The organism is Nitrospirota bacterium (assembly GCA_016212215.1).
Lineage (GTDB): Bacteria > Nitrospirota > 9FT-COMBO-42-15 > HDB-SIOI813 > HDB-SIOI813 > JACRGV01.
This window is the reverse complement of the sequence record JACRGV010000054.1, coordinates 1-15,482: the sequence shown is the minus strand read 5'-3', so window position 1 is coordinate 15,482 and position 15,482 is coordinate 1. Positions and strand designations below refer to the sequence as shown.

Genomic DNA, 15,482 nt, shown 5'->3' with positions numbered 1-15,482 from the left:
TCCTCTGTTTATCTCCTATTCAATCCAATCTAACCTATTCTAAACTGATCTGATTAATTTATTCTGATAAAGAAAATCATTTATACAAAAGATTGTGAAAAAAAGAAAGGTATTTTAATAATATAATGTGAGAGGTGACACTTGCCCTCAATGGTGCATTAACCGTATGTACACTTGATGGCGCTAACATAGAGATGAAAGAAGAGATAGGTGATGAGAACATATTCGTCTTCGGCCTTCATGCCGGAGAAGTAGAAAATCTGAAAAGAACCGGTTACAACCCGTATTCATATTATCAGTCTAACCCGGAACTGGCCCGTGCCATTGACATGATTGCAAACGGCTTCTTCTCCCCCTGGTGCAGAGAAAGATTCCATGGGTTATCAACTATCCTCCGTGAGACAGATAACTACATGCTACTTGCTGACTATGCTGATTACGTCAATTGTCAGGAAAAGGTATCCTCTGTTTACCTTAACCCCGAAGACTGGACAAAGAAATCCATAATAAACGTAGCCAGCATGGGCAAATTCTCCAGTGACAGGACTATAAAGGAGTATGCGGGGGAGATATGGGGCCTCGCTTCATAACTATTGCCTTAACTTGAAACCGGGAATTTCATACTTAATTGAACTATCGTGGAAATAGTTCATGGTAGAAGTTATTATTTATTGGCTTTAATAATGAACTCTCTCAAAACAGTATTTATCAATGTCTGATACCCAATTTTCCTCTCGCCGGCAATCTTCTTGAGGTAAAGCAAAATGTCATTATCAAGCCTCATGGAAGCAGATATTTTTTTAGGCCGGTAGAATCGCCCCCTGATACCTTTTGAAAAATCATATTCTTCCTTTAGTTCAAATTCCTTTTTTTGTTTAGACACCAATGTCTTCATATTGTTCCCTTTCTTTTTTTGCAGCCTTTCTTGCGGTTATAATCCTTATGATCTCAATGCCATCTTCTGTCATATAATATAAGTGGCCTATGACTATAATTTTCCCATCTTTTGTAGCGCCTATGGTAATCCATCTTTCCTCAAAGTAATCAAATCTTTTATCCAGAAGAGAGATATGAAAAGGGTCGTCGAACACCTCTTTCGCCTCCCCAAAAGAAATGCCATGCCTTTTTATATTTTCCTTATTTTTATGTTCATCCCATTCAAAGCGCATGGATTAATTTTAAGAAAATGCATATACGTTGTCAATACAGATAAATAGAAAATGATGTTACAAGAAATAACAAAGCCACTGCCCTTTTAGTTGTAACAGTTCATACCAGCAAGTGGTTCATTGCATTATCTGAAAAAAGGTTGCCTGGTATTTCCCAATACTCAGTCCCGCTTGTGACCTCGTTTGTTTCAATCGCATGGTAAACACACGAATCATCAGGTACAGATAACAGGAGCATCCCTTCCCTTCAAGGGAAGGGCCTGGGTGGGGATGGGATTTGAAGTCAAAACAAAGTCTTCAACATCCCCCCTTTAGAAAAGGGGGGCGAGTGGGGATCTGAAGCGGAGATTTTCGGATGAGGGAACAGGCTTATTCTCCCGATGTGCCGGCTGATGCCGGACTTGTGATATTATTTACGGACCATTTTGAACAATACAAACAAAAAGACTGTTGATTTTCTGCTTAGAATAATTAACTCACTCAGGTTACAACTGCATGAATATCAGCAGGCAGTCTGCGAAGGATAAGTTCTTTGAGCTGAACCTTTTTACTGGCATTGTCAATATCTATACCCACTAAATTGCCGTCAGCATCATAATCAAGCACTACACCATCTGAGATTTCTTTACTTTCTACGCTTGTTTTCTCAGAGAGATCAATATAGAGTGAATCTGTCTCCGGATAATAATTCAGTTTCATGGCTTAAACCTCCTGTCTGGAAATGCATTATGAATCGTTTTTTTATCTTCAAGAGTAATTACACGTAATACACGGCCTTCTAATTCACTTATCATCCCCCAGAATCGAAAACGGTTATGCTCCTGAGCCTCCATCTTAATAGGATTTTCAATTACCTGAATACACCATTCCTTTTTTAGGTATGGTCGTTTTCTAAGTACTTCCTTCTCGAAGTATTCTGTAAACTTGTAATCATCCACTATTCAGTAGTCTACTCAAATCTATAGATAAAAACAATATGTAATGTAAGGCATTTTTTTTGTTAGATTATCAACATGATATTTGTTTGTCATTAATACTCAACTTTTCAGGTTCTTACAGGAATAGTGTGCATCCCCCCTTTAGAAAAGGAGGGCGAGGGGGGATTTGAAGCGGAGATATTCGGATGATGGGACAGACTTATTCTCCTGCTCAACACCTGTATTACGGTACATTAACCGACTCTTCTTCTGCATCCCAGCTCTCGTTGCCGTTGGTCGAATCCCAAATAATCTACTGTCCGGAACGTACCGGCCATATTCGACCTCACGACCCCATTTTGAATCGCTGAGCACTGAATTCCCTCCTAATAATCTTTCAGAAAAAATACCACATAAGAATCAGGGGCGGACGAAAAAATCGCTTTCACGCTATGAGATATTAATACTGGTGTCCATACGTAACGATAAGAATTTGTGTCGGGATTAAATGTCCCCCACCGGTTATCCCCAGTTCCATATAAGTCCCCATTATTATCTATAAACCACGCCATGTTACTTGAAGCCCCAACACCAGAAATAGAATTCGCAATGACTATAGGGATAGTCGTTCCCACATTCGTACCATTACCAAGCTGACCGCTATAGTTTTCTCCATACCCGTACAACGTCCCACCTTTAGTTATGTAATAAACGTTCTGAGAGGTTGCAGTCAAGGCGCTGACATTATAACCCACCACGTTACCAGCATCGACCAAAACATCTGCTGACGTTACGTAAATAGGCTTATAGCTATAAACTGGAATCACCTTAACATTGGAAGCCTGCTGGCTAAATTGGCCATGTTGCCCGGGTGTAGGGTTGATTATTACATCCGTTCTCCATAATGTCCCATCTTGTTTAAGGATGCTTGTGGCATAATCAGATGCACTAACAGAAAGAACGCCAGAGGCTATTTGTACGGGAATGCTTTTATTCTTAAGCGTGCCATCACCAAGTTGACCATAACTATTTAGACCACTGGCCCACACGGTTCCATCACGCTTCAAGAAAACCGTATGATAGTATCCAGCAGCAATTGAGATAACGTCGTGAGCTATGATATCGAGTCCTCCTGAATAATTGGATACTCCAATTTGTCCATATTGATTACTCCCCCATCCTGCAAGCGTACCATCGTTAAATAACACCAGTATATGCGAATAGCCACCAGCCACTTGGGCCACGTTCCTAACGTAGCCGTGATTCTGTATATATACCGGCTTAGATGTCTGGTAGATATCGCCATTAACTGACCCAAGCCCCCACAAAACTGTATCCGCAATTACAACAGGCTTTGCTGATACCTGAACTGACTCACTGCTCTCCCCATAACCATTCACCGCTGTCACCACATAGTAATAGGTTATACCGTTGGTTCTACCGGTATGGGAATATGGTGTGGTGACACCGGAGATCTTAGTACCTGTAGTCTTTGTAACACCTGATGTTGTTGACCAGTAGATGTTATAGGATGTTGCCCCTGAGACGGCGTCCCAGCTTATAGTGGCCTTCCCATCACCGGCAGTAGCGGCTATATTTGCGGGAGCAGCAGGCACACTGCCCGATGTTACTTCCACGATACCGTAAGTGCTCAGGTGAGTGATGGAACCACTGATAGTGTTGGATGCAGTATTAACGATTGAATCAGTGATTACCTCCCATTTATTGTTTGTTACTGTTCCTAATTTAATGCCCGATTCACTGACACCGGATGGAAGAGATGCCTCATCATAAGTAATGGAAATGGTCACGGGTTTATTAAAGATGGTGCCATCCGGATTCACTTCATAAGCGATACCTATATTTCCAGACGGCTGATTGTTAACGGAAGCGAAGGTAATATCCGTATCCTTGTTGAGCGCCCCAGAGGGTATAACTATCTTTACCTTACCATCACTGCTTGTGACAGTGCCGCCATCAGGGCCAATACTATTTGGATTATTATTAGCCGTGCCTGAATCAGTATTGCCAGGACTTGTCCCACAGCCGGTTAAGAGAACAGCAATCATTATGACTATAGAGGATGCAGCGAAGAACGGTAATATATGAGAATGGATTTCCCTGTGTATGGGAATATGGGAGAGATGATTTACTTTAGAATCAGACATAAAATATATTTCTTAAATTACATATTGGAACTTCCATACTTACTACCATAAGTGGATTTTAAACGATAATTACGCTTTTTATAATGCAATTATTGTACCTTTAGTCCTTAATTCAATGCCATGTTTCCTGATTTCAAAAATTAGCGGAACCCATGTATCATTTTCATATCTTTTTACTGAAATTGGTACTGGTTCAAGCCTTGTGTCTATTCTTCCGGCAATTCTAAAAAGTGACATTCCTTCTTCTACCCTGTCCTTACCAAAATCCCTGGAAACAACTGCTACATCAATATCGCTGTCAACTCGTGGATTGCCTCTTGCGTATGAACCATAAAGAATAACCCGGTCAATAGATATACCATCTTGTATTAATGCCCTGACAAATTTTTCAATAATCTTTATAACCTGGCTTTTACCCATTTGAAAATATCCTTTATCTCTTTTAGTCTTTGAGTGGATATTTTTTGCTTTTAAACATTGCTATAGCAACACTCAAATCGTATTTGGCACTATTAAGCCAGTAGGATACTGTTTTTTCAATATTAAATTCTTCCATACTTATTGCGGCAACCATCGATGAGTTCTGCTACGGTAATGAACGAAAGGAACCTGTATTTAGGTGCTATACAGTCAATCCAACTCAATGCGTGGTCAACGCCCCTTAGAAGATCAACCATGATTGAAGTGTCTATAAGAACTTTTATAGTGACCATCAGGAAGTATATTAGCCAGGTACTCAACAGCTTTAACCTTCATATTATTTAATCTCCTTAATAGTGTTGCAAAACGATTATAGTTTTTTTTAATATGTATTGCAATATATGTTTATGGATATTTTAAACAATTACTGGTCACCTTGACACTACCTAACTGCTAAATCAAGCAGAGATTTTAACCTGGAGTATTTCAATCACGGGAATTACATCAAAGCAGTAGAGCAGAAAAACAATGCAGAGAATATTTCAAAGATTCTGTATCCTTGTGTGTTGACTATTATAAACAGTTTGTTTACAATTTCTATGTGATCCGCTCTTTTGCATGCAAGGAGACTGAGAGGCTGTTTCAAGGATTTAAATCCCTCAAATTGCCGCAAGATATTCAGAAAAGGGCTGTTATTCGTTTGACGCAGCTTGATGCCGCCGTTAAGATGGATGATCTTAGGCTTCCGCCTTCTAACCGGCTTGAGGCTCTTTCGGGAATGCGGTCTGGTCTATGGAGTATACGGGAGTATACGCATTAACGACCAATGGCGGATATGCTTCAGGTTTGATATTGAGGGTGCGCATGAGATTGAAATTACTGATTACCATTAAATAGGAGGTGTTTTATGAAACGAGATTTTAAGCCGGTTCATCCAGGTGTGATACTTAGGGAGATTATAGAAGATCTCAGTATATCTCAGGCCAGACTTTCGCGTGATATCGGAGTGTCGCCTATGCGGATAAGTCATATTATAAACGGCACCCGTCCTGTAACCGGAGATATTGCGCTTCGTCTCGGCAGGTATTTCGGGCAGTCTCCACAGTTCTGGATGAATTTGCAGTCCAGTTTTGATATGCAGGCCGCACAAGAAAAGATTGGTAAAACCTTGCGTAAGATACAGCCCTGTGTTGTAGTTTGATATTGCCTTAATAGTAATCCGAAAATCCCCCTTCCCGGAATCCTTCTCCTCCCGAGTTATAGTTGAGGTCACTCTTTCAAAATATACCTCCGGTGGGTTTCCATGCCCTTGATATTTCTGATTGTGGGGTCGTAGATTACAGTGGACGGTGTGCAGCCTGTAAAACTATCAGACAAGTAGGTGAGTCAAAGTCGGTAAGGTCTGGTTTGTAGTCAGGAAAGCCCTTGAATGACAAGGGTTCTTTGTATAACCGGAAAGGGAAAAATGGGAAGGCGATATGTGAAATTGATGAGAAATAATTATATAATGCATTTTAGTTGCATTTCTGAGGTATGATGGACTGGCGGCTTGCGGTAAGCGGTCAAAATGTTATGGCGATTAAACCGCTGGAGTGATTATGAAAAAAGTGATAAGCGTAAAACCACTTGAGGGGAAAAAAGTCGGGATCGTTTTTTCAGATGGGGTGAGTGGCATATTTGATGTGACCCCTTATATCAGAAGTGATTTTTTTATGCGTCTTCAAGACGATGACTATTTCAAGCAAGTGCGTTTATTCTTCAGTGGCATCGGCTGGCCCGAGGGACAATATCTTGGGCCGGATACGATAGAGGCTGAACTTCAAATAACCTAGCGTTGTCCCTGATCCCCGCGATGTGCATTCGGAAGCTTATCTGGAATAATGAAGATGTCCTGTCCCCTTTATAGTAAAGGGGGTACATACCATTTTCCCTTCAAAAATCCTTTTCAATCCTATTGACAGGTTAACCTTATTTTGCCATCATAGCCTTGGAAGTGTAGGTTAGTCCCAATCCTTAGTACGTAATAAATGTGTTTTCTTAGGTTTAATGGAGAACAACATGATAGGGCAAAGTAAACTGGAGGAGATAAAAGAAACTATTGTGCAGGCGGTATCACCTGACAAGATAATATTATTTGGTTCCTATGCAACAGGAAAAGCCACTGAAGATAGTGATTTAGATTTAGTCGTAATTTGGGATTCTGACTTGAATCCGCACAAAAGAAACCTTATTTTAAGCAGACTTTTTCCAGGAAGAAACTTTTCACTGGATATATTTGCTTTCACAAGAGAAGAATTTGAAAAGATGAAAGATATTGCAGGAACAATCCTTTATGAGGCATATCATAACGGGAAGGTTATTTATAGATGAGCAAAGACTGGTTACTGTAAAGCAATGGTTTAAAAAAGCTGAAAGCGATTTTAAAACAATAAAAAATAACCTTAAAGATGAAGAACCACCAACAGACACTATATGTTTTCATGCCCAGCAGGCAATAGAGAAATATCTAAAAGGTACTTTAATCTATTTTGGGGAGCACATAACTAAAACTCATGATCTCGTATCACTATTAACTTCAATTACTGGAAGAATCCCGGAATTAAAAGAATTAGAACATGAGCTTGATGAGATAAGCCTATATGGCGTTGAAGTCAGATACCCGGAGTAATTTATGATCCTTCAATTGAAGAGGCAAATAAGGCTTTTGCGATTGCCTTAAAGGGAATGTCCTGCAGGAGCAACAACAACCAAATTGTACTTATCTACAAATAGCACATGGGATGCAGGTGATACTTATCTTGGAGAAAGGGCAGTACCGGCGATTGCAGCAGGAGCAACAATCTCTATAACTGACACAACCAAAAACAGCGGCGGAGGGTCAGCAGGCGCCTCAACCACAAAGTTATACCTGTCAACAAACACGACCTATGATGCAGGTGATACATATCTCGGAAGCAGGGTTGTACCCAACCTTGCATCAGGCGCGGTAAACTCTTTGGCCACAAGTGTAACTATACCTGCAGGCACAGCAGCAGGCATATATAACATCATTGCTGTAGCAGATGCCAATGGCGATGTTACTGAGACAACAGAGGCAAATAACACCAAGTACAAGGTGATAACGATTAATTAAGCATTGTTGCAAAAGGAAGGCCTTTTTACCTTCATAATATTTAATCTCCTTAGTAGTCAAAAATGATGACAGTTTTATTGAATATGTATAGCAATATATTTTCAATATCGCGTCAACCCCAAAGCACGTTGACAATTCCACATGTGGATGCTAACATGACCTTGATTCTGGTTAACCTATATGGAGGTCAATATTATGAAGACATTATCGCTATCAGAAGCCAAGATGAAGTTTAGCGGGCTTGTGGAGGCTGTCAGTACCACTGATGAAGAGGTGGTGATTACGAAGAATGGGCGCCCGGCTGCAGTATTAATAAGCCCTGCTGAATTTGAGAGCATGAGAGAAACTACTGCTATTCGTTCTGACTCAGAGATGATGGAAGAGATAAAGAAAGGGCTTAAAGCTTTAAAAAATAATAAAGCTAAACTGTACTCTCTTGAGGATTTATTCAAATAATTCACGTCAGATATGAAACAACAATCTTTCTATAAACTCAGGATGCCTGACGACATAGCAGGACTAATCAGGGGAATGCATCCGAACCTGAAAAAGAAGATCAAGGCATCCTTGCAGACAATCCTCAATAATCCATATTCCGGTAAATACCTTAAAGACGAACTCGAAGGGTTATGGAGTTTCCGGGTTAGTAAATTCAGGATAGTTTATAGGAACACAGATAAAAAACAGATAGAAATTATTGCTATTGGCCCCCGTAAAAACATATATAAGGAAACATACCGGATAATCAGCAAAGAGAAGGAAACTTTAGGTTGAAGATTGCGGCTGAATTTATTGAAGGTCTGTGGCGGTGCTATAAGCCTCATTATCAAACAAACAAAGGTTAAACCCATTCTTAGCAAATCCGGTATTCATGGTTTTGATTACTGTTTGAAAACCTACCTAAAACAGTCCGGTTTTTAATTTTTAAATGACAAAACCTACAGGCCCCCTTTTATTAATACCGGCATGGAAGAGGAGATAAGAAAAGTTCTGAAGGGGTGGGATGGGATAAGCCAGAGGGTATGGCTCAGGAAGATCAACAAGGAACTCTCAGGGCTTATAAGTGCAAGTATAGGTGATAAATGGATAACAGACCTGTTTGAGCTTAAAAAGCTTCTCCCTAACATAGAGATGAAAGAGGAGAATGGTGATGAAAACATCTTTGTCTTCGGCCTTCATGCCGGAGAGGTAGAGAATCTGAAAAGAACCGGTTACAACCCGTACTCATATTATCAATCTAACCGGTAACTATCAGATTAGGTTGACAGTAAGCTTCATATATATCGTGAGCCATATAATCAAGGATGCTTCGAAGATTTTCCATTACATTTTTCACCGGCACACGCAAACCTGTTTCTCCAAATATTCTTTTAAAACTATCGCATTATTATGTGACTTGTCTTTTGCACTATACAGAAGCGTAACATTATTATGTGATGCAGATTCTATAAGTAGCCTTACAGCCTCTGTTCGGCTGTCTAATTCTGTAAAATACCGTTTCCGGAATTCATCCCATTTTTCAGGCTTATGCCCGAACCATATCCGGAGTTGATTACTTGGTGCAATGTCTTTTAACCATGCATTAAAATTTAGTGCATCTTTCTTTATTCCTCTTGGCCATAGACGGTCAATCAGGAAACGTGCACCATCTTCAGGTTCCTGAGGGTCATAGACTCTTTTAGTTTTGATCATTTAAGTTGCCACTCCCCTCCCCTCCCCTACACTGTCCTGTAGTCTTTAAACAAATTCCTGCCGAAATATTAAACTGCATTCAGCCAAGTCTGAGAAAGGCGAAGGAAAGTTCTTCCATGGACGATTTTATCATGACTGTCAGCAATGTACCACATTCATTTAATTAGTGCAGATGGGGTTTGAGATATAAGAGGGAAGCTGCATGTATTGACGCTCAAATAAATAGGATGTTAGAATAACCACTCAGGTAATGTGTTATAGGTAATAGATTTTAGGAAAAACTTGCAGGGAGGAGGAAGTAAGGATGCCGTTGTATGAGTATAAATGTGAGGAGTGCGGGACGAAGTTTGAGAAACTGGTGAGTATGTCGGAGACTAACATAGTTTGCACTAAGTGTGAGAGCTACAATGTGACTAAGCAGTTTTCAGTGTTTGCGGCAAGGGTTTCTGAAGGGGGCAGTCGTGAGATGCCTGCTGAGAATTGTGGTTCATGCAGTATGCCGTCGCAGGGGATGTGTGACCGTAATCAACAATAACACAGGAGGATAATGATAAGCTCTCCGAGCCTGAATACCTGACATTCACCGGTTTCCGGTGGATTATGGTATAAGGCCGATAGGGTTGACCTGGAAACGGGTCTGCCTCCCAAGTATCTGGAAAGGAGATATGGATGATATTCAAGGGTAAGTACGATAGAGCAGTTGTCTATTTATTTTTCATTTTTTTGTTGTATGTTTTTATCCCCTCCCACTCCATTGTATCTGCAAAAACACCCGTCAGGGAACGCCTTCTTGTTTATGTTGGTGCTGCAAGTAAACCTCCTACTGAAGAGGCCGCATCTTTGTTTGAGAAAAAGACCGGTATAAAGGTTGACCTTAATATAGGCGGCTCAGGTATGATACTCTCTCAGATGAAGCTGGCGAGAAAGGGTGATGTATATTTTCCAGGTTCGTCAGATTATATGGAGAAGGCAAAGCATGAAGGGCTTGTCTATCCTGAGACAGAGGTGAAGGTTGTCTATCTGGTACCTGCCATTAATGTCCAACGTGGTAATCCTAAAAACATCAAACAGCTTAAAGACCTTGCACGACCCGGCCTGAGGGTGGTGATTGCCAATCCTGAGAACGTGTGTGTTGGTTTATATGCTGTGGAGATTGTAGATAAGGTCTTTACACCAGAGGAGAAGGCGATACTCAGAAAGAATATAGTCAACTATGCTGAGTCATGCGAGAAGACTGCAAATGTTATTTCCCTTAAAGCAGCGGATGCAGTATTGGGCTGGAGTGTGTTCGAACACTGGGACCCAAAACGGATTGAAACAGTGCCGTTAAAAGCAAATGAAATAATCCGTATAGGTTACATCCCTGCGGCTGTATCAAAGTTTACTGACAACAGGGAACTTGCACAGAGGTTTATTGATTTCCTTGTCTCTCCTGAAGGGAAGGCGGTGTACAAAAAATATAATTATTTTATGACACCTGATGAGGCTTATGTCTGGCTTGGGGCAAAGAAGCCTGTAGGCGGGGAATATATTATTCCAAAGGACTGGTTTGCCAGATGAACCGGTCAATATCCGAGGGCTCACAAAGGGGGATGAAGATCAGCGGGACAAGAATGTCCCGCCTATCCTCATAAAAATGGATAGGCGGGGTTTTCTTACCCCGCCGGAGGAGAGGGATTTACAGGTGAACTCCCATGAACCGAGGGTTCACAAATGGCCATGAAGATCAGCGGGACAGGAATGTCCCGCCTATCCTAGTAGATATGGATAGGCGGGGTTTTCCAACCCTGCCGGAAGGGATTTTTGAGTGAACTTTAGGAATCTTGTTATAGGATGTGCGATAAGCATCTTTGCCTTATATGCAATACTGATTATTTCCCTGTTCGGTTTTTTTGAAGGAAAGGTTTTTCTGGACACCCTCATGTCAACCAGAGTCTTGTTCTCCATCCGGCTGAGCCTTTTTGCCGCATCTGTAGTTTCAATACTATCTGTGATAATCGGCCTTCCTGCTGCGTATGCATTGTCACGTTACGACTTCAGGGGCAAGCGGATTATTGATGCTGTTCTTGAGATTCCGATGGTAATGTCTCCTGTATCCCTTGGTGCGGTGATACTTATATTTTTCAATACAAGGGGAGGGGAGTATATACAGGGTCATTTCACTACCTTTGTTTTTGAGGTCTCCGGGATTATCCTGGCACAGTTTGTTACCACCGCAGGGATTGCCACACGCCTTATTAAGACGACTATTGATGAGATACCTGTGCGTTATGAGGCTGTGGCACGGAGCCTTGGTGCTACGCCGTTTAAAGCCTTTCTTACAGTAACCATGCCGCTTGCAAGAAGGGGTATTCTTGCTGCTGTTATTCTATCATGGGCAAAGGCCATCGGGGAATTCGGTGCAACTATTATGGTGGCAGGTTCAATGGCAATGAAGACAGAGACGATTCCTGTTGCCATATTCATGCGGCTTGCGAGTGCTGACATAAGCGGTACTATCGTACTTATTATAATTCTTCTTGCGTTTGGTATGGGTGTGCTGACTTTAATACGTCTTCTTGGGATAAGGGCTTATGAATCGTGATTGAACTTAAAGAGCTTACTATACATGTTAAGGACTTTATGGCGGATGCTATAAGCTTAACAGTCCGGCCCGGAGAGATACATGCACTGATAGGCCCAAGCGGTGCAGGAAAAACACTCATACTTGAGACAATAGCAGGTCTGTATAATCCTCATAGCGGGAACATCCTGATTGATAAACAGGACATAACAGAATATCCCCCTGAAAAGCGGGCATTTGCTTATGTCCCTCAGGATACATCCCTTTTCCCCCACCTGTCTGTGGAAGAAAATATTCTATATGGATTAAAGGTAGTGAATAAATACATTACCTCTGAATTAAGAAATTATATTGACCGGATAATTGAGCGCCTTAATATTAAACACCTGACCGGACGTTTCCCTTCCCGGCTTTCAGGCGGAGAGAGACAGCGGGTAGCCCTTGCAAGGGCATTAGCCATCCAGCCGAAGCTTATTTTGCTGGATGAGCCTACATCTGCGCTTGACCCTTCAATAAGAGAAGAGACCTGTTATCTTTTTAAAGAACTTCACCGTGAATTTCAGTTTACAGCGCTTCTTGTGACGCATAATTTTGAAGAGGCATTCTTTCTGAGTGATGTGTTTTCAATTCTGATAGACGGAAGGATAAAGCAGACTGGGAAGCGGAAAGAGGTTTTGTACCATCCGAGGGATGTGAGTGTCGCACGGTTTCTTGGTGTCTCAAACCTGTTCAGGGGACGGATAGTTGAGGTTAAAGAGGACAGGGTAGTCATCTACTGGATAGATGAAAAGCAGACAATTATCGCCCGCAGGACTTTTCGTGATACATGGGTAAAGGAAGGCGTAGACATCTTTTGGGGAATAAGGCCGGAGGATGTACACATTATAAAAGGGGAGAAGAAGGCGAAAGGCCAGAACCTTTTCCATGCGAGCCTTCTTGCTGTTTACAGCGGAAAGAATATGCACAATCTGGTTACAACGCTGAATATTCCCTCCCCCTTGAGGGGGGAGGGTCAGGGTGGGGGTGAGCTAAGGAGATATTCTGATGAAAATGCCGGGTCAGAAGTGAAAATATCTCTACGTGATACAGTGTTGCAACGTCTCCAAATATCATCAGTTGATGCAATACAGATATGCTTAATCCCAGAGCATATTATATTGCTGCCTTATATAAGTACATAAACCACATAAAAAAATACTTGACGAATGTAATTAAGTGCTATATAGTATAGCAGTATACAATATAATTAACCATTGAGAAAGAGGTATTGATTATGGAAAGCATGTCAACAGTGAACCTGATTATTCTGGGGTTGTTACTGGATAAACCAATGAGCGCCTATGACATGGCGCAGATAGTGGATTCATGGATCATGAGGAAGCTATTAAAAATCAGTGCGCCTACAGTGTATAAGAACCTGAAAGTGCTTTATAAAGAAACGTATATAACGGCAGAATCGGTAAAAGACGGAGAGATGCCGGAGAAGAAGATATACTCTGTTACAGAGGCTGGCCGGGCATATTTTCTGAAACTCATGGAGTATTATTCGGGCAATTTGAATGATTTTTATCTTGATTTCAACATGTTCCTGGTCAATCTTGATAAGGTGGACAAACAGGCGGGGTTGCTGATGTTGCATAATCTCGAGAAGCAGATCAATCAAGCCCGCGCCTGGATTGTGCAGCATGAACAGGATATGAAAGCCGCTGAGGTGTTCTTTGCCGGCAGGATGCTCGCTAAACAGTACCGTATGGTTCTCTCGACCCTTAGAGACTGGATTGAAGAGGTAATTGTTGAGTATAGTAACACCTCAGACCTTGGCAGGCATCCGTTCGGTGTACAGATGAACTCCCATGAACCGAGGGTTCACAAAGGGAAATGAAAACCCCACCCTCACCCTAACCCTCTCCCTGAGGGAGAGGGGGCTATGTTGATTCCCTCCCCTTCAAGGGGAGGGGTAGGGTAGGGTGGGGATGGGGTTGATTTTCGGATGAACCGACATGAGCCATGGTTCACAAAGGGACATGAAAATCAGCGGGACAAGAATGTCCCGCCTATCCTCATAGATATGGATAGGCGGGTGTTTTCTTACCCCGCCGGAGAGATTTTTGAAAGAATCAAATTGCCAAACAGAGACCAACTTTTGTTGAGTAATCTTGGAGGGGGAAAATTATGAGCATACAAATTACATCAGTTACAAAAGAGTATAAATTGGGGAAAACCACTGTGAATGCCTTACGTGGTGTTTCTCTGAAGATTGAACAGGGTGAGTTTGTCGCATTAATCGGGCCGTCCGGCAGCGGCAAATCCACAACCTTGCACATTCTGGGGGCACTGGATCGTCCGACTTCCGGGGAGGTGTGGATTCAGGATACGCCGGTTACAAAGCTGAGAGATAAACAGTTAGCCCGCTTGCGCCGCGTACATATCGGGTTTATCTTCCAGTCATTCAATCTGATACCGGTGTTGAGTGTCTTTAGTAATGTGGAATTTCCGCTCTTATTAATGAAAACACCAAAGCAGGAACGTATGGAACGGGTGATGGCCACTCTGAAGAGTGTCGGATTAGAAGACAGGGCGCGGCATAAGACTGAGGAACTGAGCGGCGGACAGCGACAGCGTGTCGCAATAGCGCGGGCATTGGTGACTAATCCGAGCATCATCTTATCCGATGAACCGACCGCTAACCTCGATTCGGAAACCGGTAAAGCCATCATTGACCTGATGCAGAAGTTGAATGAGGAACAGCGTGTCACCTTAGTGTTCGCAACGCATGATGCGTCCATCGTGTCACGCGCCCGGCGAATCGTCCATATTCTTGACGGCGTCATTCTGAATGGGGTGAATTGGGTGAATGGGGATGGTATAAGCGGGTTTTTTTAACTAATAACTATATAGTATAGTAATATATGGAATACTGACTAATGTTCATATATGTATGGCAATAAGGGGGTAGAAAACTATGATATTTTTGCAAATTGCATGGAATAACCTGATACGCAACCGGCGGCGGACTGTTGTGACGCTGATTGCGATTATAGTTGGAATTGCCATGATGGTATTTACGAACGGTTTTAATGCCGGAATGGCTTCGCAATGGGCGGGTTCGCTCATTAATGAGAGCGATGGACATCTCAGTATCCATTATGCCGGCTTCTACAAGTTTGGAATCTCGGATCGGGAAAAGGTGTTCATTGAAAATCCGCAGCCCTTGATTGCGGAATTACGCAGGAATTCTCATGTTAAATCAGTGATGCCGCGGGTGGCTCTTGCCGGATTGATAGGTCAGACCTCCTGAACTCGGCAAAACGATCCTTGATGGTTGAGTAGTCGCTAACCTATTGTAATAATTTTATTAATATCTTCCCATAGTCAAAACATTTTACGCTGTTTGTTCATAGTGTAAGATTCTGTTATGAT

General features: G+C 42.0%; 26 protein-coding genes, 3 pseudogenes and 1 riboswitch. Of the genes and pseudogenes, 21 read left to right on the top strand and 8 right to left on the bottom strand.

Annotation, left to right across the window (positions count from 1 at the left end; all coding sequences use genetic code 11):
• Positions 1–134 precede the first annotated feature (134 nt).
• A complete protein-coding gene (locus HZA08_05125; protein ID MBI5192806.1) occupies positions 135–590 on the top strand; it encodes a glycogen/starch/alpha-glucan phosphorylase in 456 nt (151 codons plus the stop codon).
• 74 nt (positions 591–664) lie between these two features.
• Here HZA08_05125 and HZA08_05120 read toward each other — a convergent pair whose 3' ends face one another.
• The 7 genes from HZA08_05120 to HZA08_05090 all read right to left on the bottom strand — a co-directional run bounded on the left by HZA08_05120 (position 665) and on the right by HZA08_05090 (position 4,674).
• Positions 665–895, bottom strand: a complete 231-nt coding sequence (locus HZA08_05120; GenBank protein ID MBI5192805.1) for a BrnA antitoxin family protein — start codon at positions 893–895, stop codon at positions 665–667.
• Positions 876–1,169 (bottom strand): BrnT family toxin, encoded by a 294-nt coding sequence (locus HZA08_05115; GenBank protein MBI5192804.1) that lies wholly within the window; start codon positions 1,167–1,169, stop codon positions 876–878. The genes HZA08_05120 and HZA08_05115 overlap by 20 nt, the downstream gene beginning before the upstream one ends.
• Before the next feature lie 100 nt (positions 1,170–1,269).
• Positions 1,270–1,407 (bottom strand): hypothetical protein, encoded by a 138-nt coding sequence (locus HZA08_05110; GenBank protein MBI5192803.1) that lies wholly within the window; start codon positions 1,405–1,407, stop codon positions 1,270–1,272.
• Positions 1,408–1,649: 242 nt separating this feature from the next.
• Entirely contained in the window at positions 1,650–1,868 is a 219-nt protein-coding gene (locus HZA08_05105) for a DUF2283 domain-containing protein (GenBank protein ID MBI5192802.1), read from the bottom strand.
• On the bottom strand, positions 1,865–2,107 hold the full coding sequence (locus HZA08_05100) for a hypothetical protein (GenBank protein MBI5192801.1): 243 nt from the start codon (positions 2,105–2,107) through the stop codon (positions 1,865–1,867). The genes HZA08_05105 and HZA08_05100 overlap by 4 nt, the downstream gene beginning before the upstream one ends.
• A gap of 365 nt (positions 2,108–2,472) precedes the next feature.
• A complete protein-coding gene (locus tag HZA08_05095) occupies positions 2,473–4,254 on the bottom strand; it encodes a hypothetical protein (protein ID MBI5192800.1) in 1,782 nt (593 codons plus the stop codon).
• Between the two features lie 78 nt (positions 4,255–4,332).
• Positions 4,333–4,674 (bottom strand): nucleotidyltransferase domain-containing protein, encoded by a 342-nt coding sequence (locus tag HZA08_05090; GenBank protein ID MBI5192799.1) that lies wholly within the window; start codon positions 4,672–4,674, stop codon positions 4,333–4,335.
• 476 nt (positions 4,675–5,150) lie between these two features.
• On the opposite strand from HZA08_05090, the gene HZA08_05085 reads away from it, so the two are divergent.
• The 11 genes and pseudogenes from HZA08_05085 to HZA08_05035 all read left to right on the top strand — a co-directional run bounded on the left by HZA08_05085 (position 5,151) and on the right by HZA08_05035 (position 9,055).
• Positions 5,151–5,279, top strand: coding sequence for a glycogen/starch/alpha-glucan phosphorylase (locus HZA08_05085; GenBank protein ID MBI5192798.1), 129 nt, complete (start codon positions 5,151–5,153; stop codon positions 5,277–5,279).
• Positions 5,276–5,567 (top strand): annotated as a pseudogene (locus HZA08_05080) (type II toxin-antitoxin system RelE/ParE family toxin). Before HZA08_05085 ends, HZA08_05080 begins: the two are co-directional and overlap by 4 nt.
• Positions 5,568–5,581: 14 nt before the next feature.
• Complete coding sequence (locus HZA08_05075) at positions 5,582–5,875, top strand: HigA family addiction module antidote protein (GenBank protein MBI5192797.1); 294 nt, start codon at positions 5,582–5,584, stop codon at positions 5,873–5,875.
• A 397-nt stretch (positions 5,876–6,272) separates the two neighbouring features.
• Positions 6,273–6,506, top strand: coding sequence for a DUF2442 domain-containing protein (locus HZA08_05070; protein MBI5192796.1), 234 nt, complete (start codon positions 6,273–6,275; stop codon positions 6,504–6,506).
• Between the two features lie 226 nt (positions 6,507–6,732).
• Positions 6,733–7,044, top strand: a complete 312-nt coding sequence (locus HZA08_05065; protein MBI5192795.1) for a nucleotidyltransferase domain-containing protein — start codon at positions 6,733–6,735, stop codon at positions 7,042–7,044.
• Positions 7,007–7,446, top strand: a pseudogene (locus HZA08_05060) (HEPN domain-containing protein). The gene HZA08_05065 and the pseudogene HZA08_05060 overlap by 38 nt, the downstream one beginning before the upstream one ends.
• Complete coding sequence (locus HZA08_05055) at positions 7,427–7,807, top strand: hypothetical protein (protein ID MBI5192794.1); 381 nt, start codon at positions 7,427–7,429, stop codon at positions 7,805–7,807. Before HZA08_05060 ends, HZA08_05055 begins: the two are co-directional and overlap by 20 nt.
• A gap of 195 nt (positions 7,808–8,002) precedes the next feature.
• Positions 8,003–8,263, top strand: a complete 261-nt coding sequence (locus tag HZA08_05050) for a type II toxin-antitoxin system Phd/YefM family antitoxin (protein MBI5192793.1) — start codon at positions 8,003–8,005, stop codon at positions 8,261–8,263.
• A gap of 12 nt (positions 8,264–8,275) precedes the next feature.
• The gene (locus HZA08_05045; GenBank protein MBI5192792.1) at positions 8,276–8,581 is read left to right on the top strand and encodes a type II toxin-antitoxin system RelE/ParE family toxin; all 306 of its coding nucleotides are present in this window, start codon (positions 8,276–8,278) and stop codon (positions 8,579–8,581) included.
• A 192-nt stretch (positions 8,582–8,773) separates the two neighbouring features.
• Positions 8,774–8,923 (top strand): annotated as a pseudogene (locus HZA08_05040) (glycogen/starch/alpha-glucan phosphorylase).
• A 15-nt stretch (positions 8,924–8,938) separates the two neighbouring features.
• On the top strand, positions 8,939–9,055 hold the full coding sequence (locus HZA08_05035; protein ID MBI5192791.1) for a glycogen/starch/alpha-glucan phosphorylase: 117 nt from the start codon (positions 8,939–8,941) through the stop codon (positions 9,053–9,055).
• 84 nt (positions 9,056–9,139) lie between these two features.
• Here the strand turns inward: HZA08_05035 and HZA08_05030 are convergent, their stop codons facing one another.
• The gene (locus HZA08_05030; protein ID MBI5192790.1) at positions 9,140–9,499 is read right to left on the bottom strand and encodes a DUF488 domain-containing protein; all 360 of its coding nucleotides are present in this window, start codon (positions 9,497–9,499) and stop codon (positions 9,140–9,142) included.
• Positions 9,500–9,803: 304 nt separating this feature from the next.
• Here HZA08_05030 and HZA08_05025 point away from each other — a divergent pair, with 304 nt between their 5' ends.
• The 9 genes from HZA08_05025 (at position 9,804) to HZA08_04985 (ending at position 15,360) form a co-directional block, all read left to right on the top strand.
• Positions 9,804–10,034 carry a zinc ribbon domain-containing protein gene (locus HZA08_05025; GenBank protein MBI5192789.1) on the top strand — a complete coding sequence of 77 codons (231 nt, stop codon included), beginning with the start codon at positions 9,804–9,806 and terminating at the stop codon, positions 10,032–10,034.
• Positions 10,035–10,044: 10 nt separating this feature from the next.
• Positions 10,045–10,179: riboswitch (molybdenum cofactor riboswitch) on the top strand.
• Positions 10,169–11,059 (top strand): molybdate ABC transporter substrate-binding protein, encoded by an 891-nt coding sequence (gene modA, locus HZA08_05020; GenBank protein ID MBI5192788.1) that lies wholly within the window; start codon positions 10,169–10,171, stop codon positions 11,057–11,059. It overlaps the preceding riboswitch by 11 nt.
• Positions 11,049–11,222, top strand: coding sequence for a hypothetical protein (locus HZA08_05015; GenBank protein ID MBI5192787.1), 174 nt, complete (start codon positions 11,049–11,051; stop codon positions 11,220–11,222). The genes modA and HZA08_05015 overlap by 11 nt, the downstream gene beginning before the upstream one ends.
• An 84-nt stretch (positions 11,223–11,306) precedes the next feature.
• Positions 11,307–12,083, top strand: a complete 777-nt coding sequence (locus tag HZA08_05010) for an ABC transporter permease (GenBank protein MBI5192786.1) — start codon at positions 11,307–11,309, stop codon at positions 12,081–12,083.
• A complete protein-coding gene (locus HZA08_05005) occupies positions 12,080–13,243 on the top strand; it encodes an ABC transporter ATP-binding protein (protein MBI5192785.1) in 1,164 nt (387 codons plus the stop codon). Before HZA08_05010 ends, HZA08_05005 begins: the two co-directional genes overlap by 4 nt.
• A gap of 92 nt (positions 13,244–13,335) precedes the next feature.
• Positions 13,336–13,944, top strand: coding sequence for a PadR family transcriptional regulator (locus tag HZA08_05000; GenBank protein MBI5192784.1), 609 nt, complete (start codon positions 13,336–13,338; stop codon positions 13,942–13,944).
• Between the two features lie 108 nt (positions 13,945–14,052).
• The gene (locus HZA08_04995) at positions 14,053–14,238 is read left to right on the top strand and encodes a hypothetical protein (GenBank protein MBI5192783.1); all 186 of its coding nucleotides are present in this window, start codon (positions 14,053–14,055) and stop codon (positions 14,236–14,238) included.
• Positions 14,235–14,945, top strand: a complete 711-nt coding sequence (locus HZA08_04990; protein ID MBI5192782.1) for an ABC transporter ATP-binding protein — start codon at positions 14,235–14,237, stop codon at positions 14,943–14,945. Before HZA08_04995 ends, HZA08_04990 begins: the two co-directional genes overlap by 4 nt.
• A gap of 79 nt (positions 14,946–15,024) precedes the next feature.
• Positions 15,025–15,360, top strand: coding sequence for an ABC transporter permease (locus HZA08_04985; protein ID MBI5192781.1), 336 nt, complete (start codon positions 15,025–15,027; stop codon positions 15,358–15,360).
• The last annotated feature ends 122 nt before the right edge of the window (positions 15,361–15,482 follow it).

Excerpts from the sequence above, each read along its gene's own strand:
- HZA08_05000 (MBI5192784.1), top strand. The coding sequence starts at position 13,336 with ATGGAAAGCATGTCAACAGTGAACCTGATTATTCTGGGGTTGTTACTG.
- HZA08_04985 (MBI5192781.1), top strand. The coding sequence starts at position 15,025 with ATGATATTTTTGCAAATTGCATGGAATAACCTGATACGCAACCGGCGG.
- HZA08_05035 (MBI5192791.1), top strand. The coding sequence starts at position 8,939 with ATGAAAGAGGAGAATGGTGATGAAAACATCTTTGTCTTCGGCCTTCAT.
- HZA08_05025 (MBI5192789.1), top strand. The coding sequence starts at position 9,804 with ATGCCGTTGTATGAGTATAAATGTGAGGAGTGCGGGACGAAGTTTGAG.
- HZA08_04995 (MBI5192783.1), top strand. The coding sequence starts at position 14,053 with ATGAACCGACATGAGCCATGGTTCACAAAGGGACATGAAAATCAGCGG.
- HZA08_05050 (MBI5192793.1), top strand. The coding sequence starts at position 8,003 with ATGAAGACATTATCGCTATCAGAAGCCAAGATGAAGTTTAGCGGGCTT.
- HZA08_05070 (MBI5192796.1), top strand. The coding sequence starts at position 6,273 with ATGAAAAAAGTGATAAGCGTAAAACCACTTGAGGGGAAAAAAGTCGGG.
- HZA08_05115 (MBI5192804.1), bottom strand. The coding sequence starts at position 1,169 with ATGCGCTTTGAATGGGATGAACATAAAAATAAGGAAAATATAAAAAGG.
- modA (MBI5192788.1), top strand. The coding sequence starts at position 10,169 with ATGATATTCAAGGGTAAGTACGATAGAGCAGTTGTCTATTTATTTTTC.
- HZA08_05095 (MBI5192800.1), bottom strand. The coding sequence starts at position 4,254 with ATGTCTGATTCTAAAGTAAATCATCTCTCCCATATTCCCATACACAGG.
- HZA08_05120 (MBI5192805.1), bottom strand. The coding sequence starts at position 895 with ATGAAGACATTGGTGTCTAAACAAAAAAAGGAATTTGAACTAAAGGAA.
- HZA08_05090 (MBI5192799.1), bottom strand. The coding sequence starts at position 4,674 with ATGGGTAAAAGCCAGGTTATAAAGATTATTGAAAAATTTGTCAGGGCA.
- HZA08_04990 (MBI5192782.1), top strand. The coding sequence starts at position 14,235 with ATGAGCATACAAATTACATCAGTTACAAAAGAGTATAAATTGGGGAAA.
- HZA08_05110 (MBI5192803.1), bottom strand. The coding sequence starts at position 1,407 with ATGCTCCTGTTATCTGTACCTGATGATTCGTGTGTTTACCATGCGATT.
- HZA08_05045 (MBI5192792.1), top strand. The coding sequence starts at position 8,276 with ATGAAACAACAATCTTTCTATAAACTCAGGATGCCTGACGACATAGCA.
- HZA08_05075 (MBI5192797.1), top strand. The coding sequence starts at position 5,582 with ATGAAACGAGATTTTAAGCCGGTTCATCCAGGTGTGATACTTAGGGAG.
- HZA08_05065 (MBI5192795.1), top strand. The coding sequence starts at position 6,733 with ATGATAGGGCAAAGTAAACTGGAGGAGATAAAAGAAACTATTGTGCAG.
- HZA08_05105 (MBI5192802.1), bottom strand. The coding sequence starts at position 1,868 with ATGAAACTGAATTATTATCCGGAGACAGATTCACTCTATATTGATCTC.
- HZA08_05030 (MBI5192790.1), bottom strand. The coding sequence starts at position 9,499 with ATGATCAAAACTAAAAGAGTCTATGACCCTCAGGAACCTGAAGATGGT.